Source organism: Pseudomonas sp. TE3911 (assembly GCF_054062775.1).
In genome coordinates this window covers 4,488,665-4,507,664 of the sequence record NZ_JBSSFP010000001.1, presented here as the reverse complement: position 1 = coordinate 4,507,664, position 19,000 = coordinate 4,488,665, and the positions used below count along the sequence as shown (strand labels likewise).

Sequence of the window (19,000 nt, the reverse complement as noted above, 5' to 3'; positions counted from 1 at the left end):
TACATATGTGGGTGTCAGAGAGGGGTTGGTCTATATTGCGCCGTTTGTTTATAGAAGAGCGTTTTTTCGAACGTTCATCTGTAGTCCGTCAAGGCGCTTTTGAATGGAGGGAGCTTGAATGCTTTCTGCAAATAGTCAAAAGCGAGATGTTATGTCTAATGGCCCCTAAGACGATCATTAGCCACTTTGCGCTGGACAGTGATGTTGTGGGGGTAAGTCGTATCCATCAGGCGGTTGATGTGTCTGGACCCTGGGATGACATAAAGAGCCAGCTGTCTAAGAGAGAGGGTAAGCGGCGAGAGCAATGTGTCGCTCAGGGATTTCATTACAATGTTTCGTTTGAAGATCATGATTTTTTTGAGTTTTATCACTCGATGCATTTGCCAACGATGAAGAGTCGCTATGGAGATCTGGCGCGTAGCGTCGAGGAAAAAGAAGCATACGCTCGCTTGTTCAAACAAGGCGTGTTGTTTCGGATATACGATGCCAAGGAGTGGGTCGCGGGAAGCGTTTCGCAAATTGATAAGTCTGGTCGGATACTAAATGCTCGGCTAATCGGAGTTAAAAATGGGAGCGGTACTTATCGGGTTAACGGCTCTCAAAACTTTGTTTATCACTCAATTATAGAGTGGGCGGCGAATAATTCAGCTATTGACTATGTTGATTTTCAGGGGTGCGAGCCATTTTTGACTAAGGGGACGTTTCAATATAAAAAACGGTTTGGTACGAGAGCTGTTATTCCGGAAAATAATTTCGGTGATTGGCGTTTGCTTATTCGGATGGCAGCACTTAGCCCCTCAGTCAGGTATTTTTTAATAAATAACCCTCTGTTAATAGAGGCTGGGTGTAAGTCGTTAAAGGCGCTATATTTTTACGATGCAAATAATGTTGCGCGCTTAGATATTCCGTTCGAGTCAAGCGGAATAGATGGGGCGGTGTTTCGGGATTTGGATTCGCTATATGGTTAGGTTTAATTTCTTTGCCTCTCGACTTAATCATTATTTCAGTCAAGTAGCTTGGGTGCTTGCATCACTGATTTTTATTAATCGAGTGAGCGCCATGGTCAAGCTGTTTATGGCGCTGTATCTCCGTCAAATTCTGGGTTTGCCTATTGAATGGGTCGGCTGGTTGTTGTCGGGTTATGGTGTCGGCCTTTTAGTAGGTTCGTTGGGTGGGGGCTTATTAAGTGATCATGTCCCTTGCGCAAAACTTACTCTAATACTTTTATTCGGATGTGGCATCGTACTGGTTCTCTTGGGGCTTAGTACGAATATGTATGTGCTTGCTGGGCTTCTGGTATTAGGCGGTGTATTTGATGGGGCCGTTCGAACACTGCACCAACGTTTAATCATGGAATATTGTGATGTGATGGAAAGGCCTCGGGCCCAGGCATTGAATCGCGTCGCAGCGAATTTAGGAATGGCGGTTGCAGGGGTGATGGGCGGTGCATTGGCACAAATCGACTTTCGATGGTTGTTTTTTGTCAGTGCTGCGGTGATGTTTTCTGGGCTTCTGTGGTTTGCCTATTCGATTTTACATAGAACTGTAGAAGTGTCGTGTGTTCCAGACGACTTCAATAAGACTTCCCAAAAGCCCTACAGAGACCGATCTTTTCTCTGGCTATTGGCGGCCAGCGTTTTACTTGGACTTGCCTTTGAACCGATCTACAGCATGCTTGGGAATTACTTGATCGACTACTATCACCTCGGTGCGGACTTTATAGGATGGCAATTTGCATTGAATGCTGGGTTGATTGTGGTACTGCAAATTCCAATTTCTCACTGGACTGAGCGCTGGGGGGCTCGTCGCCAGATTTTAACCGGCAGTCTGCTGCTTGCTGTTGGGCTAAGTATGTTGCCTTTTGGCTCTGATCCATTTTATGTTTTTATATCAACTGCACTTTGGACGCTTGGCGAAATTCTATTTTTGCCGACCCTAAGCGTACTTGTTATGCAGTTTGCGCAATCTGGTAAAAGCGGGCATTACTTCGGGCTTTTTTCTGTTTGCTGGAGTGCCAGTGCCGTTTTTGGTCCGGCATTGGGCGGACAAATTTACGGTTTGTTCGGTGGGCATAGCATTTGGGTGGTAACAGCTACATTGGCAATGTGTTCAATGCCCTTTATCTATCAAGCTACTCGTTTCGAACCCGAACCCTTATAGACTCCTGGCATTTATGGAGGCGCGTTGGCCGGATGTGAAATTCCGGGCTACTCGCGAGCACCATTAAGGTCTGAGCGGTAAGAAGAAGGGCGAAGCTGTGATGGCTTCGCCCTTCTTCTTGGGCGTTGCAAAACAAATGTGGGAGGGGGCTTGCCCCCGATAGCAGTGTGTCAGCCAGTACATTCGGGGCTGACACTACGCTATCGGGGGCAAGCCCCCTCCCACATTTTTGCTTTCAACAGGCATGGGATTGGCGAGAAGCCTGCATCGGGTCTAGCGTTTACCCACCGACTGTAAAGGAGACCACCGTGCGAAATGTTCAACGCGCCATCCCCTTGGTGTTGCTGGCCGCTCTGGGGCTGACGGCCCTTCCGGCACTGGCGGGCGCAGGAGCGCCGCAGTGGAAGGACACCGGCCCTGTCACCAAGAAGAAGCAAAACGAGGTCAACTCCGGCAGTTGGCAGCCGCAAGCCCAGCCTGCGCCCAAGGAGGATGCGGAAAACCCTTACAACGAAGGCGAAGACAGCGAAACCTACGACGACGGCGACACCTGAGCCCTGGCGCAAACACCGTATCGCGGCTAGCGTCAACGCTGGCGGGGCTGAACAGCTGCCGCGCGGGATTCACCTACTGACTGGACGGAATCAACCATGAGTATTTTTCAACGCGTAGTGTTGTTGATAAAGGTGCTGGTGCTGTTGTCGTTGGGGATGTCGACGGCCTGGGCGCATAACCCGGCGCAGGGCGGTGTGGCGCTGTCGGCGGTGCACAGTGCGCAGGATCTGCAACTGGCGAAGTCCGAGGCTGAACCGGGTGATCAAGACCAAGGCGGCAGCAAGGATGATGATGACTCCACCACCGATGATCCGGACAGCGATGACCCGGACGATGAAGGCGACAGCCAGACATAAAAAACCCCTCCTGCCAGGCTGATGCGCAACCTGGCGGGAAGGGCTGTAGAACTCAAGCAAGGCTCTGGAGTGAAACCCAGGGCCTTTTTTGTGGGGATCAGGCCACGAACTGCTCGGCATAGTGGCAAGCCACCTGCCGGTTATCCAAGGCGCGCAATTGCGGCTCCTCGCTGCTGCACCGCGCCGTCGCGTACGGGCAGCGCTTGTGGAAAGCGCATCCTGACGGCGGGTTCAGTGGATTGGGCAACTCGCCGACGATTTTGATCTTCGGTTTGTTCGGATCCGGATGAATGGTAGGGGTGGCCGACAACAGCGCCTGGGTGTACGGGTGCAAAGGGCGCGCGTAGATGTCCTCTTTAGGGCCCACCTCCACTGGACGGCCGAGGTACATCACCATCACGTCATCCGCGACGTGCTGCACCACCGCCAGGTTGTGGGAAATGAACACGTAGGCCGTGTTGAATTCCTGCTGCAAATCCATGAACAGGTTGAGTACCTGCGCCTGGATCGACACGTCCAGTGCCGAGGTCGGTTCATCCGCCACCAGCACTTTCGGTTGCAGCATCATGGCGCGGGCCAGGGCGATGCGCTGGCGCTGACCACCGGAGAACATGTGCGGGTAGCGCTGATAATGCTCAGGGCGCAGGCCCACTTGCTTCATCATCGCCTGCACTTTTTCGCGGCGTTCGGCGGCGGACAGATTGGTGTTGATCAACAGCGGCTCGCCGAGTTGATCGCCGACCTTCTGGCGCGGGTTCAACGAGGCGTACGGGCTCTGGAACACCATCTGCACGTCTTTGCGCAATTGCTTGCGCTGGGCCTTGTCGGCGCCGGCCACTTCCTGGCCGGCGATTTTCAGGGAGCCGGACGACGGTTCTTCAATCAACGTCAGTGCACGGGCCAGGGTAGATTTGCCGCAACCCGACTCGCCTACAACCGCGAGGGTCTTGCCGGCTTCCAGTTCGAACGACACACCATTGAGGGCGCGCACGGTGGCGTGGCCCTTGAACAGGCCACGGGACACTTCGTAGTGACGGGTCAGGTCGCGGGCGGTAAGAACGACGGCCATTACGCCACCTCCTGGTTCAAGGGGTAGAAGCAGCGTGCAAGGCTGTTGGATTTAGGGTCGAGGCCCGGGCGTGTCTGACGGCAGCTGTCCTGCACATACGGGCAACGCGGCGACAGCAGGCAACCCTGCGGGCGGTCATAGCGGCCTGGCACGATACCCGGCAGCGTGGCCAGGCGCGTAGCTCCGAGGCTGTGTTCAGGGATCGCCTTGAGCAGCGCTTCGCTGTACGGGTGTGCCGGAATGTCGAACAGTTGCGGCACTTGGCCGACTTCCACGGCTTGGCCGGCGTACATCACGCACACGCGCTGGGCGGTTTCCGCCACGACGGCGAGGTCGTGGGTGATCAGCACCAGGCCCATGTTCTGCTCTTTCTGCAGGGCCAGCAGCAGGTCCATAATCTGCGCTTGAATGGTCACGTCCAACGCGGTGGTCGGCTCATCCGCAATCAACAGTTTCGGTTCGCCGGCAATGGCCATGGCGATTGCCACACGTTGGCTCATGCCGCCGGACAGTTGGTGCGGGTAGGCGTCCATACGGCTGGCGGCGCCTGGGATTTCGACCTTTTCCAACAGCTCGATGGCACGCTTGCGCGCTTGCTTGCCGGACATTTTCAGGTGCAGGCGCAGCACTTCCTCAATCTGGAAACCCACGGTGTAGCTGGGGTTCAGCGCAGTCATCGGGTCCTGGAACACCATCGCCAGGTCTTTGCCGACGATCTGGCGGCGCTGGCGGTTGCTCAGCTTGAGCATGTCCTTGCCGTCAAAGTTCAGGGCGTCGGCGGTAACGATGCCGGGATGCTCGATCAGTCCCATCAGCGCCATCATGGTCACGGATTTACCCGAGCCCGATTCGCCAACGATCGCCAGGACTTCGCCTTTGTCGACCGAAATGTCGAGGCCATCGACCACTGGTACGGCGGTCTTGTCGCCGAATCGTACGTTGAGATTCTTGATTTCTAACAGTGACATGGGAATCTCCTCAGGCGGCGTTCTTGAGTTTCGGGTCCAGCGCATCGCGCAGTCCGTCACCCATCAAGTTGATTGCCAGCACGCTGAGCAAAATGGTCAAACCAGGCAAGCTCACCACCCACCAGGCGCGTTCGATGTAGTCACGGGCCGAAGCCAGCATGGTGCCCCACTCAGGGGTTGGCGGTTGAACGCCCAAACCGAGGAAGCCCAACGCGGCAGCGTCGAGAATCGCCGAAGAGAAACTCAGGGTCGCCTGCACGATCAGCGGTGCCATGCAGTTAGGCAGCACGGTGATGAACATCAGGCGTGGCAGGCCGGCACCGGCGAGGCGAGCGGCGGTCACGTAGTCACGGTTCAACTCGCCCATCACCGCTGCGCGGGTCAGACGCACATAGGACGGCAGCGAGACGATAGCGATGGCGATCACGGTGTTGATCAGGCCTGGGCCGAGGATTGCGACAATGGCAACCGCCAGCAGCAGCGACGGCAGGGCCAGCATGATGTCCATCAAACGCATGATGGTCGGGCCGAGCAGGCGCGGGAAAAAGCCGGCGAACAGCCCCAGCAGGATGCCCGGAATCAGCGACATCACCACCGACGACAAACCGATCAGCAGCGACAGGCGCGAACCTTGGATCAGGCGCGAGAGCAAGTCACGGCCCAGCTCGTCGGTGCCGAGCAGGAACTGGATCTGACCGCCTTCCAGCCACGACGGCGGGGTGAGCAGGAAGTCACGGTATTGCTCACTCGGGTTGTGGGGTGCAACCCACGGCGCGAAGATCGCGCAAAACACGATCAACAACATGAAGAACAGGCCGGCAACCGCGCCTTTGTTCTTGGAAAAGGCTTGCCAGAATTCTTTGTACGGGGACGGGTACAGCAGGCTTTGATCGACTGCTGACACGGGAGTAGGTGTGGTCATGGTCATGATCTCAGCGCTGGTGACGGATGCGTGGGTTGGCGAAGCCGTAGAGGATATCCACCACGAAGTTCACCAGGATCACCAGACAGGCGATCAGCAGGATGCCGTTTTGCACCACCGGGTAGTCCCGCGCGCCAATGGCTTCGATCAGCCATTTGCCGATACCGGGCCACGAGAAGATGGTTTCGGTCAGTACCGCACCAGCCAGCAGGGTGCCGACTTGCAGGCCGACCACGGTCAGTACCGGGATCAGCGCGTTACGAAGGCCGTGGACAAATACCACGCGTGCCGGCGACAGGCCTTTGGCCTTGGCGGTACGGATGTAGTCTTCACGCAGCACTTCGAGCATGGATGAACGGGTCATCCGTGCGATCACTGCCAATGGAATAGTGCCGAGCACGATGGCCGGCAGGATGAGGTGGTGCAGCGCATCCCAGAACGCGTCCGGCTCGTCAGCCAGCAGGGTGTCGATCAGCATGAAGCCGGTGCGCGGCTCGATGTCGTAGAGCAGGTCGATACGCCCGGAAACCGGGGTCCAGCCCAGGCTCACCGAGAAGAACATGATCAGGATCAGGCCCCACCAGAAGATCGGCATCGAATAGCCCGCGAGGGAGATGCCCATCACCCCGTGGTCGAACAGGGATCCTCGCTTGAGTGCCGCGATCACCCCGGCCAACAGGCCCAGGATACCGGCGAACAACAGGGCGGCCATGGACAGTTCCAGGGTCGCCGGGAAAAGGGCGGTGAATTCGGTCCACACGCTGGTACGGGTACGCAGCGATTCGCCAAGGTCGCCTTGGGCGAGTTTGCCGACATAGTCCAAATATTGCGCATACAGCGGCTTGTTAAGGCCAAGGCGCTCCATTGCCTGTGCGTGCATCTCGGGGTCGACTCGTCGTTCGCCCATCATGACTTCGACGGGGTCGCCGGGGATCATGCGAATCAACGCAAACGTCAGCAACGTGATGCCGAAAAACGTGGGGATCAATAACCCCAGTCGGCGGGCAATAAAACTAAACATCTTGGTGTGTACCTCAATCAGCCGGTTAGGCAGGTTCGGCACCGTCCTGGTGGACGGCGCCGAGCGTTTCTCTTATTTACTTCACCTGGGTGGTGGCGAAGTTATTTGTACCTAGAGGGCTTTGGGTAAAGCCTTCTACGTTTTTACGCATGGCGGTGAACAGTTTCGGGTAAGCCATGGGAAGCCATGGTTGGTCCTTTTCGAAAACGTCCTGTGCTTGTTCATAGAGCGCAGCCCGAGCCGCGGGTTCATCAATTGCGCGGGCTTTGTCGATCAGGGCTTGAAACTCTTTGTTACACCAGCGGGCGTAGTTTTCGCCGTTTTTAGCGGCATCGCAACTCAGGTTGGGCGTGAGGAAGTTGTCCGGGTCGCCGTTATCGCCTACCCAGCCAGCCGAGACCATGTCGTGCTCGCCGTTTTTAGCGCGCTTGAGCATCTCGCCCCATTCCATGACTTTGATATTCACTTTCAAGCCAACCTGCGCCAGATCCGCCTGCATGCGCTGGGCGCCGAGCATCGGGTTGGGGTTGGTTGGGCCGCCGCCGTTACGGGTAAACAGGGTGAACTCGGTGCCTTCCGGTACACCGGCTTCCTTGAGCAGGGCGCGGGCTTTGTCGAGGTCACGGGGCGGGTTTTTCAGGTTCGTATTGAAACCCAGCAAAGTCGGTGGATACGGGCCGGTGCCCACGACCGCATTGCCTTTGCCGAAGAGGGCTTCGGTATAGCCTGCTTTGTCGAACGCGATATTGATCGCGTGGCGAACCCGTGCATCGCTCATGTACTTGTGAGTGGTGTTCATTGCGGTGTAACTGGTGGTCATCGCCGCCAGTTCATCGACCTTGAGGTTCGGGTCTTTCCTGATGCTTGGAATGTCATCGGGCTTGGGGAACAGCGCGATCTGACATTCGTTCGCCTTGAGCTTCTGCAGGCGTACGTTATTGTCGGTAGTGACCGCGAGGATCAGCGGATCTGCTGCCGGCTTGCCACGGAAATACTCCGGGTTGGCCTTGAAGCGTACCTGGGCGTCCTTGGCGTAGCGCGTGAAGATGAACGGACCGGTACCGATCGGCTTGGCGTTCAGGTCGTCGGTCTTACCGGACTTGAGCAGTTGGTCGGCGTATTCGGCGGAGTGGATCGAAGAGAACGCCATACCCAGGTCGGCCAAAAACGGTGCTTCAGGACGAGTCAGGGTAAAGACGACGGTGTGATCGTCAGTCTTCTCTACGCTCTTGAGCAGTTCCTTGAAGCCCATGCTTTCAAAGTAGGGATAGCCCACGACGGACTTGTTGTGCCAAGGGTGATTCGGGTCCAGCTGGCGCTGGAAGCTCCACAGCACGTCATCGGCATTCAGGTTGCGCGTGGGTTTGAAGTAGTCGGTAGTGTGGAACTTGATGTCGTCACGCAGGTGGAACGTGTAGGTCAGGCCATCGGCGCTGATCTCTGGCAGGTCTTTGGCCAGTGCAGGCACCACTTCGGTGGTGCCTGGCTTGAAGTCGACCAGACGGTTGAACATGGTTTCAGCGGCGGCATCGGCGGTGACGGCGGTGGTGTAAAGGACCGGGTCAAAACCTTCCGGGCTGGCTTCGGTGCAGACCACCAGGGGTTTGGCCGATACGCCGATAGCGACGCTTAACAGCGCTGCGGCAACGGCAGCTTGTAGCGGGAGCATTTTCATTCAGAGCCCTCTGCAATCGATGGGACCAGACAAGCGTAGACGGCGGGCTCGTCCTGAGCCCGCCGTTTACCTGGCGCTAATTAAAGAATGTTGAACGGGATGGTGGTAACCAGACGGAATTCGTTCAGGTTGCCGTCAGACTGTTGTTCACTAGCACGGTGCGCTACGTAGGTGGCGCGAATGGTGGTGGCTTTGAGCGGGCCACTTTGCAGGGCGTAAGACGCGCCAACACCGTATTCATAGTGGTGTTCGCCATCCTGAGCCTGGACACCGTCGTAGCCTTTGTTCTCTACACCGCGGTTGCCGGTGTAGTGCGTACCGTCGATGCCCCAGCCGCGAGCGGTGTAGATGTTGAACTTCAGGCCAGGCACGCCGTATTCGGCCATGTTGATACCGTAGGCAACCTGGAAGGACTTCTCGTTCGGGCCGTTGAAGTCCGACGTCAGGGAGTTGGCCAGGTAGATACCGTTGGTTTCGTGCAGGTAGTCGAAGTACTCGTTACCGTTCACTTGCTGGTACGAGAACGTCAGGCTGTGGGCCTGGTGGGTCAGGCCCAGGGACAGGGAGTAGGTATCGTTGTCGATATCCCCCATCAGCTTTTTGCCTTCATCGACGGTTTTGTAGTAGTTGAAGCCGGTGGTCAGGCCCAGTACCGAGCTGTCACCCAGCTCGTGGGTAGCGCCGAAGTAGTACTGGTTCCAGAAGTCCTTCACGTTGGCTGCGAAGAAGCTGGTTTTCAGGCTCTTGAGCGGCTGGTAGTTAGCGCCCAGGGTGTAAACCTTGTCAGTCTCGACGCCCGCTGCGCCCTTGCTGTTGTACTCACTGCGGAACTTCGACAGGCTCTGTTCGGTACGTGGCGAAACGCGATCGAACACGCCGCCCTGGAACGACAGGTTGCTGAATTCTTCGCTGTTGAAGCTCACACCTTCAAAGCTCGACGGCAGGGCACGGTTGCCGATGGTGTCGACGATGCCGCTGCTGAAGTTCTGGCGGCCGGCGGTCAGCGTGGTGTTGGATACGCGGAACTTGACGTTGGCCAGGCCCAGTTTGCTCCACTGGTCCACCGCGTCACCGCGGTCGTGGGCCAGGGTGCGGTTGGAGCCGCCGCCGATGTCTTTTTGATCACGGATCAGAGCGATCACGTTGTAGGCCGCAACTTCGGTGCTGACCCCAACGGTGCCTTGGGTAAACCCCGAGGTGTAATTGAGGATGGTGCCTTGGTCCCAGTTGTAACGACGGGAAATGCTGGTCTTGGTCAGGTCGCCTTTATCCTTGAAATAGGTGATGCGGGTGTTGCGGTTGAATTTTTCGTTCGAGTACCAGTTACGCGTGGTGCCGCCCAGGCTTTGACCGTCAATAAAGCCTTTGGCCTCGCTTTGGGCGCTGGTGCCGGCCAACGTGGTAGGAACGAAGTCCTGGCTTTGGGTTTCAGCGTAGGCGGTTGCCGTGATGGTGCTGATGGCCAGGGCCAGAAGCGCTTTGCTGCTCAGTTTCATGGGTGAAGCTCCTTTGGTTCTCTTTTTTTATGCCGGTCTTTTTAGGTGAACCGACTATTGGTGTGTAACTCGCTCAGGCACTTGCAAACGTTTGCCGTAGGAAAAATCCCAATAAAAGGCTGCACGTTTGCCGGAGAGCTGACTTCGCTCTCCTGCAATCCGGTTATTTTCTTATGGGGTAATACTGACGCCCGAGAACACGTTGCGGCCGAAGGGGCTCACTTTGAACCCTTCGACTTTGGTGCTTAACGGCTGGTTGACCGTCGAGTGGGCGACAGGCGTGATCGGCACTTGCTGCTTGAGCAATTGCTGAGCCTGCTTGTAGAGAACAGTCCTTTGTTCGCGGTCGGTGACGACCTTGGCTTGCTTGATCAACTTGTCGTACGCCGGGTCACACCACATGGAGTAGTTGTTCCCGCCGATAGCGTCGCAGCTGTAGAGGGTGCCCAGCCAGTTGTCCGGGTCACCGTTGTCGCCGGTCCAGCCGATCAGGCTGATATCGTGCTCACCGTTCTTGGTGCGCTTGATGTACTCGCCCCATTCGTAGCTGACGATCTTCACTTTCAGGCCGATCTTGGCCCAATCGCTTTGCAGCATTTCGGCCATCAGCTTGGCGTTGGGGTTGTACGGCCGTTGCACCGGCATCGCCCACAGGGTGATCTCGGTACCTTCCTTCACACCGGCAGCCTTGAGCAGTTCCTTGGCTTTTTCCGGGTTGTAGGCGGCGTCTTTGATGGTGTCGTCGTAAGACCATTGCGTCGGCGGCATGGCGTTGACCGCCAGTTGCCCCGCGCCTTGGTACACGGCATTCAGGATGCTCTGCTTATTCACCGCCATGTCCAGCGCCTGGCGCACTTCGAGCTGGTCGAATGGCTTGTGGCGCACGTTGTAGGCGATGTAACCGAGGTTGAAGCCCGGCTTGGTCAGCAGTTGAAGCTTCGGGTCGGCCTTGAGCGCATCGACGTCAGCCGGACGCGGATGCAAGGTCACCTGGCATTCCCCGGCCTTGAGCTTCTGCACCCGCACCGAGGCGTCGGTGTTGATGGCGAAAATCAGTTGATCGAGCTGAACTCGACTCGGGTCCCAGTACTGTTTGTTGCCCGTGTAACGGATCTGCGAGTCTTTCTGATAGCGCTGGAACACGAACGGGCCAGTGCCGATCGGTTTTTGGTTGATGTCGCTGGGCTTGCCGCTCTTGAGCAACTGCTCGGCGTATTCGGCTGAGAGGATCGAAGCGAAGCTCATGGCGATGTTTTGTATGAACGCGGCGTCCACCGTGTTCAGGGTCATCACCACGGTGTTTGCGTCGGTTTTTTCGACCTTGGCAATGTTCTTGTTCAGGCTCATCCCGTTGAAGTACGGAAACTCGGTGGGGTAGGCCTTACGGAAAGGGTGGTCGGGGTCCAGCATGCGGTTGAAGGTGAACAGCACGTCGTCGGCGTTGAAGTCGCGCGTCGGCTTGAACTCCTTGTTGCTGTGGAATTTCACCCCTTCACGCAAATGGAAGGTGTAGGTCAGACCGTCTTCGGAAATATCCCATTTGGTCGCCAGCCCAGGCTGTACGTTGGTTGCACCTTTTTCAAACTCAACCAGCCGGTTGTACAGCGGCTCGGCCGCGTCGTTGTCGGTGGCGGTGGTGTATTGCGCGGTGTCAAAACCTGCCGGGCTGCCTTCCGAGCAGAACACCAGGCTCTTCTTGTCGGCGGCGTGGCTCATGGTGGCCATGGCCAGCAGGCTTGTGCCAAAAATGGCGGATAGAACGGTGGTATGGCGCATGACGATCCCGATCCTTGTTTGTAGTTGTCATCAGCGAGCAATCACCCAGGCGCAAAGCCAGGGAGACATCACTGATCCCACACACAGCAAGTGCCTTTCCCAAGTCGGAGCCTCTGCTGTCCTACGACGTTATGGGTCGCGGACTTCACAGTAAATGCGCCAAATTGGATTGACCCTGTAGGCAACGGAGTCCCGTTTCGCAGTTCGTTGCTGTAGGAAGCATCGGCTGCGAACGTGGTCAATTTCCTAAGGGCCAGGCGGATGTAATAACGGCGACGTTACGAAACGTCGCCGTCAATGATCCTTACTTGCCGCTGACGCTCACGCCGTAGAAGGAGTTCAAGCCAAACGGGCTGATCTTGAAGTCCTGCACGGTGTTGCGCATGGGTTGATACACCGTCGAGTGCGCGATAGGTGTCATCGGGACTGCATCTTTGAGGATATGTTGCGCCTGCTTATACAGCTCGGTGCGTTTGGCGACATCCGATGTGGCCTTGGCTTCTTTCACGACGCCGTCGAATTTCTTGTCGCACCACTTGGAGAAGTTGTTGCCGGACAGGGAATCGCAGCCAAACAGCACGTTCAGCCAGTTGTCCGGGTCACCATTGTCGCCGCTCCAGCCAATGATCATGGCCTGGTTCTCGCCGCCTTTGGAACGCTTGATGTACTCGCCCCACTCGTAGCTGGTGATCTTGACCTTCAGGCCGATCTTGGACCAGTCGTTCTGCAGCATTTCAGCCATCAGTTTGGCGTTCGGGTTGTACGGACGCTGAACCGGCATGGCCCACAGCACGATTTCGGTACCTTCCTTGACGCCCGCTTCCTTGAGCAGCGCCTTGGCTTTCTCAGGGTTGTAGGCGGCGTCCTTGATGGTGGTGTCGTAGGACCATTGAGTCGGCGGCATGGCGTTGACGGCCAGTTGGCCGGCGCCCTGGTAAACGGAGTCGATGATCTGCTGCTTGTTGACCGACATGTCCAGCGCCTGGCGTACGCGCAGGTCAGCCAGTGGGTTGGGCTGGTCGCTGCCCTTGACCTTGTCCATGACGTTGTAGGCGACATAACCCAGGTTGAAACCGGCCTGGTTCGGCAGTTTCAGGTCCTTGTCTTCGCCCAGCGCTTTGAGGTCGGCCGGACGCGGGAAGAGGGTGATCTGGCATTCGTTTTTCTTGAGCTTCTGGATACGCACCGACGGGTCGGTGGTGATAGCGAAGATCAGGTTGTCGATCTTCACGTCTTCAGGTTTCCAGTAGTCCTTGTTGCCGGTGTAACGAATGTTCGAGTCTTTCTGGTAGCTCTTGAACACGAACGGGCCAGTGCCGATTGGCTTCTGGTTGATGTCCTGAGGCGTACCGTTCTTCAGCAACTGGGCGGCATATTCGGCCGACTGGATCGACGCGAAGCTCATCGCCAGGTTTTGGATAAAAGCGGCGTCCACGGTGCCAAGGGTGAACTTGACGGTGTGGGCGTCGACTTTCTCGATGTTCTTGATGTTGGTGTCCATACCCATGTCCGTGAAGTACGGGAACTCAGTGGGGTAGGCCTTACGGAATGGATCGTCTTTGTTGATCATTCGGTTGAAGGTGAACAGTACGTCGTCAGCCGAGAATTCACGAGTGGGCTTGAAGTACGGGGTGGTGTGGAACTTGACGCCTTCGCGCAGGTGGAAAGTGTACGTCAGGCCATCCGGGGATACGTCCCAGCTGGTGGCGAGGCCAGGAACAACAGCGGTGCCGCCACGTTCGAACTGGCTCAGACGGTTGAACATGGTTTCGGCCGAAGCATCGAAGTCTGTTCCGGTGGTGTACTGGCCTGGATCGAAACCGGCCGGGCTCCCTTCGGAGCAGAACACCAGGTTAGTCGCCGCTTGGGCGAAAGGGGCTGCGGCCATAAGGCCAGCGCTAACAATTAACGGAATGACTGCGTGTTTAAGCATGTTGGCCTCATGATTTGTTGTCATTTTTGGTGGTGAGGGCGACCTCGTGAGTCGGCCTGCGGATACTTATGCAGGCGCCATACCCATTGCAAGATGCTGAACCGTTGCAGGCGGGAAAGAGTGGTACGAACGTACAGGAATGTCGCAATTATGAAAGTTTTGACATATTTGTATCTGTTTTGAGGGTTTTTTCGGTGCGCAGGGCGCACCAAAAAAGCCCAACCAAGGCGTCTAGCGCACTTGGTTGGGGCGTCGCTGTTACTTATCTAGACTCACGCCGTAGAAGGGCGTCAGGCCAAACGGGCTGATCTTGAAGTCTTTGACTTCTTTGCGCAGGGGTTGGAAAACCGTCGAGTTTGCAATAGGCGTTATAGGTACTTGTTCTTTAAGAATTTTTTGCGCCTGTTGATACCACTTGATGCGCTGCTCACGGTCACTGCTGACCTTTGCTTGCTGCACCAGCTTGTCGTAGGCCGGGTTACACCATTTGGCGTAGTTGCTGCCCTTCACCGCGGCACAACTGTAGAGCACGCCGAGCCAGTTATCCGGGTCGCCGTTGTCACCGGTCCAGCCGTAAATCATCGCGTCGTGCTCGCCATTTTTGGCGCGCTTGATGTACTCGCCCCATTCATAACTGACGATATTGGCCTTGATGCCCACTTTTTCCCAATCCTGCTGGATCATCTGTGCCGACATGCGCGCATTCGGGTTGGACGCGCGTTGTACAGTCATCGCCCATAGGTTGATGGTGGTACCGGGTGCAACCCCTGCTTCTTTAAGTAGCGCCTTGGCTTTGGTGGGATCGTAAGGGGCGTCCTTGATGGTGGGGTCATAAGACCACTGCGCCGGTGGCAGTGCGTTCTGCGCCAATTGTCCGGCGCTCTGGTACACGGCCTTGATGATCGCCGGCTTGTCGATCGCCATGTCCAGGGCCTGGCGCACCTTGAGTTGGTCCAGTGGCGGGTGGGTCACGTTGTACGCCAGGAAGCCCAGGTTGAACCCGGCTTGCTGCAGCACGCGCAGATTCGGGTCTTGTTTCATCACTTCGATATCGGCGGGGCGCGGGTAACCGCTGACCTGGCATTCGCCGGCCTTGAGTTTTTGCAGGCGCGACGCCGCATCCGGGGTGATGGCGAACACCAGGTTATCGAGCTTTACGTCCTCGGGTTTCCAATACTGTTTATTGGCCACGTAGCGAATCTGCGAGTCCTTTTGGTAGCGCTTGAACACAAATGGTCCAGTGCCCACCGGCTTCTGATTGATGTCCGAGGCTGCGCCTTGCTTGAGCAATTGCGCGGCGTACTCGGCGGACTGCACCGAGGCAAAGCTCATGGCCAGGTTTTGCACGAAGGACGCATCGACGTTGTTCAGGTTGAAACGCACGGTATGTTCGTCGAGTTTTTCGACGCTTTTGATCGTGGTGTTCAGGCCCATGTCAGTGAAGTACGGCGATTCGGAAGGGTAGGCCTTGCGAAACGGACTGTCGGCATCGAGCAGACGGTTGAAGGTGAACAACACGTCTTCGGCATTGAAGTCACGGGTGGGCGTGAAGAAATCGGTGGTGTGGAACTTGACGCCATCGCGCAGGTGGAAGGTATACGTCAGGCCATCGCTGGACACATCCCAGCTTGTTGCCAGACCGGGTTCGACTTCGGTGCCACCGCGCTTGAATTGGGTCAGACGGTTGAACACGGTTTCGGCGGAAGCATCAAAATCAGTGCCGCTGGTGTACTGGCTGGGATCGAATCCGGCGGGGCTCGCTTCGGAGCAATAGACCAGGGTGCTGGCGGCCTGGGCCATTGGCATGAACGCCAGCAGGCCGGCGGCGAGGAGGAGCGGTTTTAAGGCGATTCTTTCCATGGAGACCCCTGAAGTGGCAGGCATGTAACCGTAGCCAAATGAAAACGGCGGTGACCGAGGTTACCGCCGTTCAGGGGCGTCATGTAAGGGGGCGTTGTAGCCAGGCTTCGGCTATGGGGCGACCACTACTTCGATGTGAGTGGGGGCGTCTTTGTCGATCGTGAATAAACTATCCAGATCATTGCCTTCCCGGATCGTGAACGTTCTCTTGATGATCACCTCCACACCCGGAACACGGTTGATATCTTTTTCCGGGTTGGAGAGGTGCCCTTTGGAGGTGATCCGGACCGTCGTCACACTATCGGACCCGCCATTAGACACATCGTGATTGATGTGGAACTGGGTGTCGTCAGCGCCAAAGTAGTAGCCATCCTGCAGTACCGAACTGCCGTTCAATTCAATGGTGGCCGGGGCTATTGAGCCTTGATGGGCTACTTCGGAAATGCGCGCACGTAGGTCCGCATCAGCAATTGCGCTCTCAAACTGCCTGAGCCTCGCTTGCCTGATGCTTTCGGCCGAACCCGCCGTGGCGTCCAGTTGCAGGGTCTCGGTTAGCCCATTTTCGGTCGAGGTGACGCTGTAGGGATTGCGGTTTATATCCAAAACAAAGTTGGGTGAGTATTCGCTGGAGCTGTGTTCCGTGAGCTGTGCCTTTTCACCCGATTCAACGGAAAATCCAGTCTCGTCGATGTTCCAAAACACCTTGAAATTCGCTCTGGGGCGGCTTCCGCTGACCTCGAAATTGGTAGTGGCGAAGTCGTAGTTGGTTCCCGCTTTGATTTTCAAGAATTCATCGACTCTTGCGGAACCTTCCATCTGTTTGCCGTCGGTATTGAGGAAATGATTGGCAAAGGACGGTGTGGGCTTTATTTCCTCGATTTGTGGGGGTGAGATGCTGCGCCCCCAGGGCAACCTGATACCGCCGTTTCCTTTGGCCGACACCCATTCGCCATTGCCCGAAGAGTGGACAGTCGTCACTGGCAGTCTGGTTTCGCGGTCAATGATCTGCACATAGTTGTTGCTCAGTTTGAAATCCTCCCGGATCTCGTACACCTTGCTGGTGCCGGTTGCGTCGGCGTAGCGGATGAGCCAGCGGTCGGCGCCTGTGCTCGCATCCTTGATCTGATAAATACCCTTGGCGTTGGGTGCAGTGTTTTTGATCAGTTGCTCGCCGTCCGGCACCGCGTGCTGGCTGATGTTCCCCGCTTGGCTGGGGCGCAGCCGGTTGCCAGGCAGTCCTTTAGTTGGAACGCTGATGTCATCGGTATTTTTTGGGGGCTTGGGAGCGTTCACGAACTCAAAGTCGTGTGTCTGCGAGTTTCGCTTCCAGGTGTAATTTTCGGCACTCGGGAGGCCAGTACCCTTGAGGGTGTCACTCAGTCCGGACTCTACAGCGCCTGGAGCAAGTTCATGGGCTAATTGCAGGCTTGATATGACCGCTGCTGCATTGCCTCCCACACGATCTTCTGCCGTCATACCGTAGAGGCCATCATGGACGCCGAATACGATGTTGCCCGTGTTGCCAATGACAGGGACGTACCCGAATGTATTACCCCAGAAGTCTTTCGCAGACTTCCAGTCCTGCTGCGAGGAACCAAAGACTTCAGTCTGGTCGGACCATAACGCATTCTTGGCATTCACCGCTTGATAGTGAGAGGCCACGCCATTGTTCAAGGTGCCAAACTTCAACCGATAATCACCGCCTCGGGCTCGGGTGTAGTTAAATAGTTGCGCCGCCGGTATCTCCTCATCTGAAAGAAAGTTGTGATAACCAGGGAAGTGGGCATTGGCTCCTGAGATTAACGTATCAAGCACATAGGCCGCACTTGGCCAGTGCGAATCCTTGCCTCCTTGTATGTCTCGGGTATTAAAACTTCTCAGTAAGTTGGCGTGGTTGTCTTTAGCCCAGCTTGCAAAATCTGCATCACCATGTAATTCATGGACAGAACCATTCTTGATGTCAATCATTAACCCTTGGTTGGGCCGGTGTTCATAATTTCCATCATAAGGGGTGTACGCAATAAAGGCATATCCTGACATTGGATAGCCGTATACGTTTGGAATGATGACTTGCGAGTTGTTGTCCAGGGTGCGCGCGACCGCTTGTTGCCCTTGAGGGCTTAACTTGTTAAAGCTCCCTATATCACTGCGCAGGCTTTGCAATGTTCCCTTTACAACATACGCGTCCGCTTCTCCAGAGATGGCCGCCAGTGGTCCCGAAGGATCGCGCATGGGTTTGGATACTTCATTTTCCCAATGATTTTGAAGGGTTTTACCAACCGACTCCAGTTGGTCGATCTTCCTTTTATCCTTCGCCGCTATATCCATTTCGTTGAAGTTGACCGGGCCGCCCCGTTGCACTTTATCGTGCGCTAAAGCACCTGCTGCAATTTCCCATGCAAAGTAGGTGCGCTCCGACCTGCTGCTCAGGTTTTCCGGCTTTCCCATTCCCGTGTAGGAAGAGAACGTCACCGTGAATTTTTCATGAGGGTCGTACCCCGCGGCCAATAAACCACCGCTGAAGTAGCCGGCGGGCTCCATGAACAGTCGGGCATTCTGGAAGTTAACGCTTCTTTCACCCTGATGGATGCTGGGTATTTTTTCAGTCAGCATCATGACGCGAAAAGCGTAATCATTGATGCGCTGCTTGCGTTCTTGCAGGGTGTAGCCAGCCGAAGGCGCAGATAAAGTGTCTGACCCATAAATCACTCTTGTTTGGACAGCTGCTTCAGGATTGCTGGGCGTGGCCGGACTCGTCGTATGGCGTGAGGTGCCCCTTCCGCTCTCAGTTATATTCTGTGAAGAGGGGGGAGCGCTGATTGAATGAGCATGGTGGCGATGTGCAGGTGGAAGTGGGGACGCTGAATGTATGTTCATTAAAGGCTCATTTTACTCGTGGATGTCATAGTGTTAATCGTCTGTCGCCAAGCAATAGCTTCGGTGTGACTATTGTTTTCAACTGCCGGTATTTTGGTGCTGGTTAGATTATGTTTCGCGTCGTTTCCATTGGGTTAACTCTCGCAATCCCATCATCCTTATGAGCGCTCGAATAATGTTTTCTATGTCGATCTATCAGGCATAAGTGTTTGTTCCGACTTCTTGGCGGTGCCTGGTTGCCCTGTGCCTGAATGGAGTTGTGTTGTAATTGAAATTTACGGTTTTCGTGTTTTGCGCCGAAGCATAAAAGTTGTGTGAATGGTTCCTGTTGG

At 56.0% G+C, this 19,000-nt stretch carries 14 protein-coding genes; 4 read left to right on the top strand and 10 right to left on the bottom strand.

The annotated features are described in order from the left end of the window. The first annotated feature begins 35 nt into the window (after window positions 1–35). From ACVWXD_RS20475 to ACVWXD_RS20460, 4 genes are all read left to right on the top strand, one after another. Window positions 36–968, top strand: a complete 933-nt coding sequence (locus tag ACVWXD_RS20475; RefSeq protein ID WP_457371281.1) for a hypothetical protein — start codon at window positions 36–38, stop codon at window positions 966–968. After that, complete coding sequence (locus ACVWXD_RS20470; RefSeq protein WP_122752407.1) at window positions 961–2,160, top strand: MFS transporter; 1,200 nt, start codon at window positions 961–963, stop codon at window positions 2,158–2,160. Before ACVWXD_RS20475 ends, ACVWXD_RS20470 begins: the two co-directional genes overlap by 8 nt. A 308-nt stretch (window positions 2,161–2,468) precedes the next feature. Continuing rightward, complete coding sequence (locus ACVWXD_RS20465; RefSeq protein WP_032886224.1) at window positions 2,469–2,714, top strand: hypothetical protein; 246 nt, start codon at window positions 2,469–2,471, stop codon at window positions 2,712–2,714. Between the two features lie 96 nt (window positions 2,715–2,810). After that, on the top strand, window positions 2,811–3,071 hold the full coding sequence (locus ACVWXD_RS20460) for a hypothetical protein (RefSeq protein ID WP_095183821.1): 261 nt from the start codon (window positions 2,811–2,813) through the stop codon (window positions 3,069–3,071). Window positions 3,072–3,168: 97 nt separating this feature from the next. Here ACVWXD_RS20460 and ACVWXD_RS20455 read toward each other — a convergent pair whose 3' ends face one another. The 10 genes from ACVWXD_RS20455 to ACVWXD_RS20410 all read right to left on the bottom strand — a co-directional run bounded on the left by ACVWXD_RS20455 (window position 3,169) and on the right by ACVWXD_RS20410 (window position 18,407). Continuing rightward, window positions 3,169–4,140, bottom strand: coding sequence for a peptide ABC transporter ATP-binding protein (locus ACVWXD_RS20455; protein WP_095183822.1), 972 nt, complete (start codon window positions 4,138–4,140; stop codon window positions 3,169–3,171). Beyond that, complete coding sequence (locus tag ACVWXD_RS20450; RefSeq protein WP_095183823.1) at window positions 4,140–5,108, bottom strand: ABC transporter ATP-binding protein; 969 nt, start codon at window positions 5,106–5,108, stop codon at window positions 4,140–4,142. Before ACVWXD_RS20450 ends, ACVWXD_RS20455 begins: the two co-directional genes overlap by 1 nt. 10 nt (window positions 5,109–5,118) lie before the next feature. Continuing rightward, window positions 5,119–6,030: an ABC transporter permease subunit gene (locus ACVWXD_RS20445; protein ID WP_032886481.1), complete on the bottom strand. Its 912-nt coding sequence runs from the start codon at window positions 6,028–6,030 to the stop codon at window positions 5,119–5,121. Window positions 6,031–6,040: 10 nt separating this feature from the next. Further along, window positions 6,041–7,051 (bottom strand): ABC transporter permease subunit, encoded by a 1,011-nt coding sequence (locus ACVWXD_RS20440; protein ID WP_003171721.1) that lies wholly within the window; start codon window positions 7,049–7,051, stop codon window positions 6,041–6,043. Window positions 7,052–7,127: 76 nt separating this feature from the next. Beyond that, a complete protein-coding gene (locus ACVWXD_RS20435) occupies window positions 7,128–8,726 on the bottom strand; it encodes an ABC transporter substrate-binding protein (RefSeq protein WP_095183824.1) in 1,599 nt (532 codons plus the stop codon). 80 nt (window positions 8,727–8,806) lie between these two features. Then, window positions 8,807–10,222: an OprD family outer membrane porin gene (locus tag ACVWXD_RS20430; RefSeq protein WP_032886229.1), complete on the bottom strand. Its 1,416-nt coding sequence runs from the start codon at window positions 10,220–10,222 to the stop codon at window positions 8,807–8,809. A 171-nt stretch (window positions 10,223–10,393) separates the two neighbouring features. Continuing rightward, window positions 10,394–11,947: an ABC transporter substrate-binding protein gene (locus ACVWXD_RS20425; RefSeq protein ID WP_375803695.1), complete on the bottom strand. Its 1,554-nt coding sequence runs from the start codon at window positions 11,945–11,947 to the stop codon at window positions 10,394–10,396. Between the two features lie 355 nt (window positions 11,948–12,302). Beyond that, window positions 12,303–13,931 (bottom strand): ABC transporter substrate-binding protein, encoded by a 1,629-nt coding sequence (locus ACVWXD_RS20420; protein ID WP_032886231.1) that lies wholly within the window; start codon window positions 13,929–13,931, stop codon window positions 12,303–12,305. A 258-nt stretch (window positions 13,932–14,189) separates the two neighbouring features. Continuing rightward, window positions 14,190–15,791 carry an ABC transporter substrate-binding protein gene (locus ACVWXD_RS20415; RefSeq protein WP_122680371.1) on the bottom strand — a complete coding sequence of 534 codons (1,602 nt, stop codon included), beginning with the start codon at window positions 15,789–15,791 and terminating at the stop codon, window positions 14,190–14,192. Window positions 15,792–15,902: 111 nt separating this feature from the next. Then, window positions 15,903–18,407 (bottom strand): hypothetical protein, encoded by a 2,505-nt coding sequence (locus ACVWXD_RS20410; protein WP_401382581.1) that lies wholly within the window; start codon window positions 18,405–18,407, stop codon window positions 15,903–15,905. Between the last annotated feature and the right edge of the window lie 593 nt (window positions 18,408–19,000).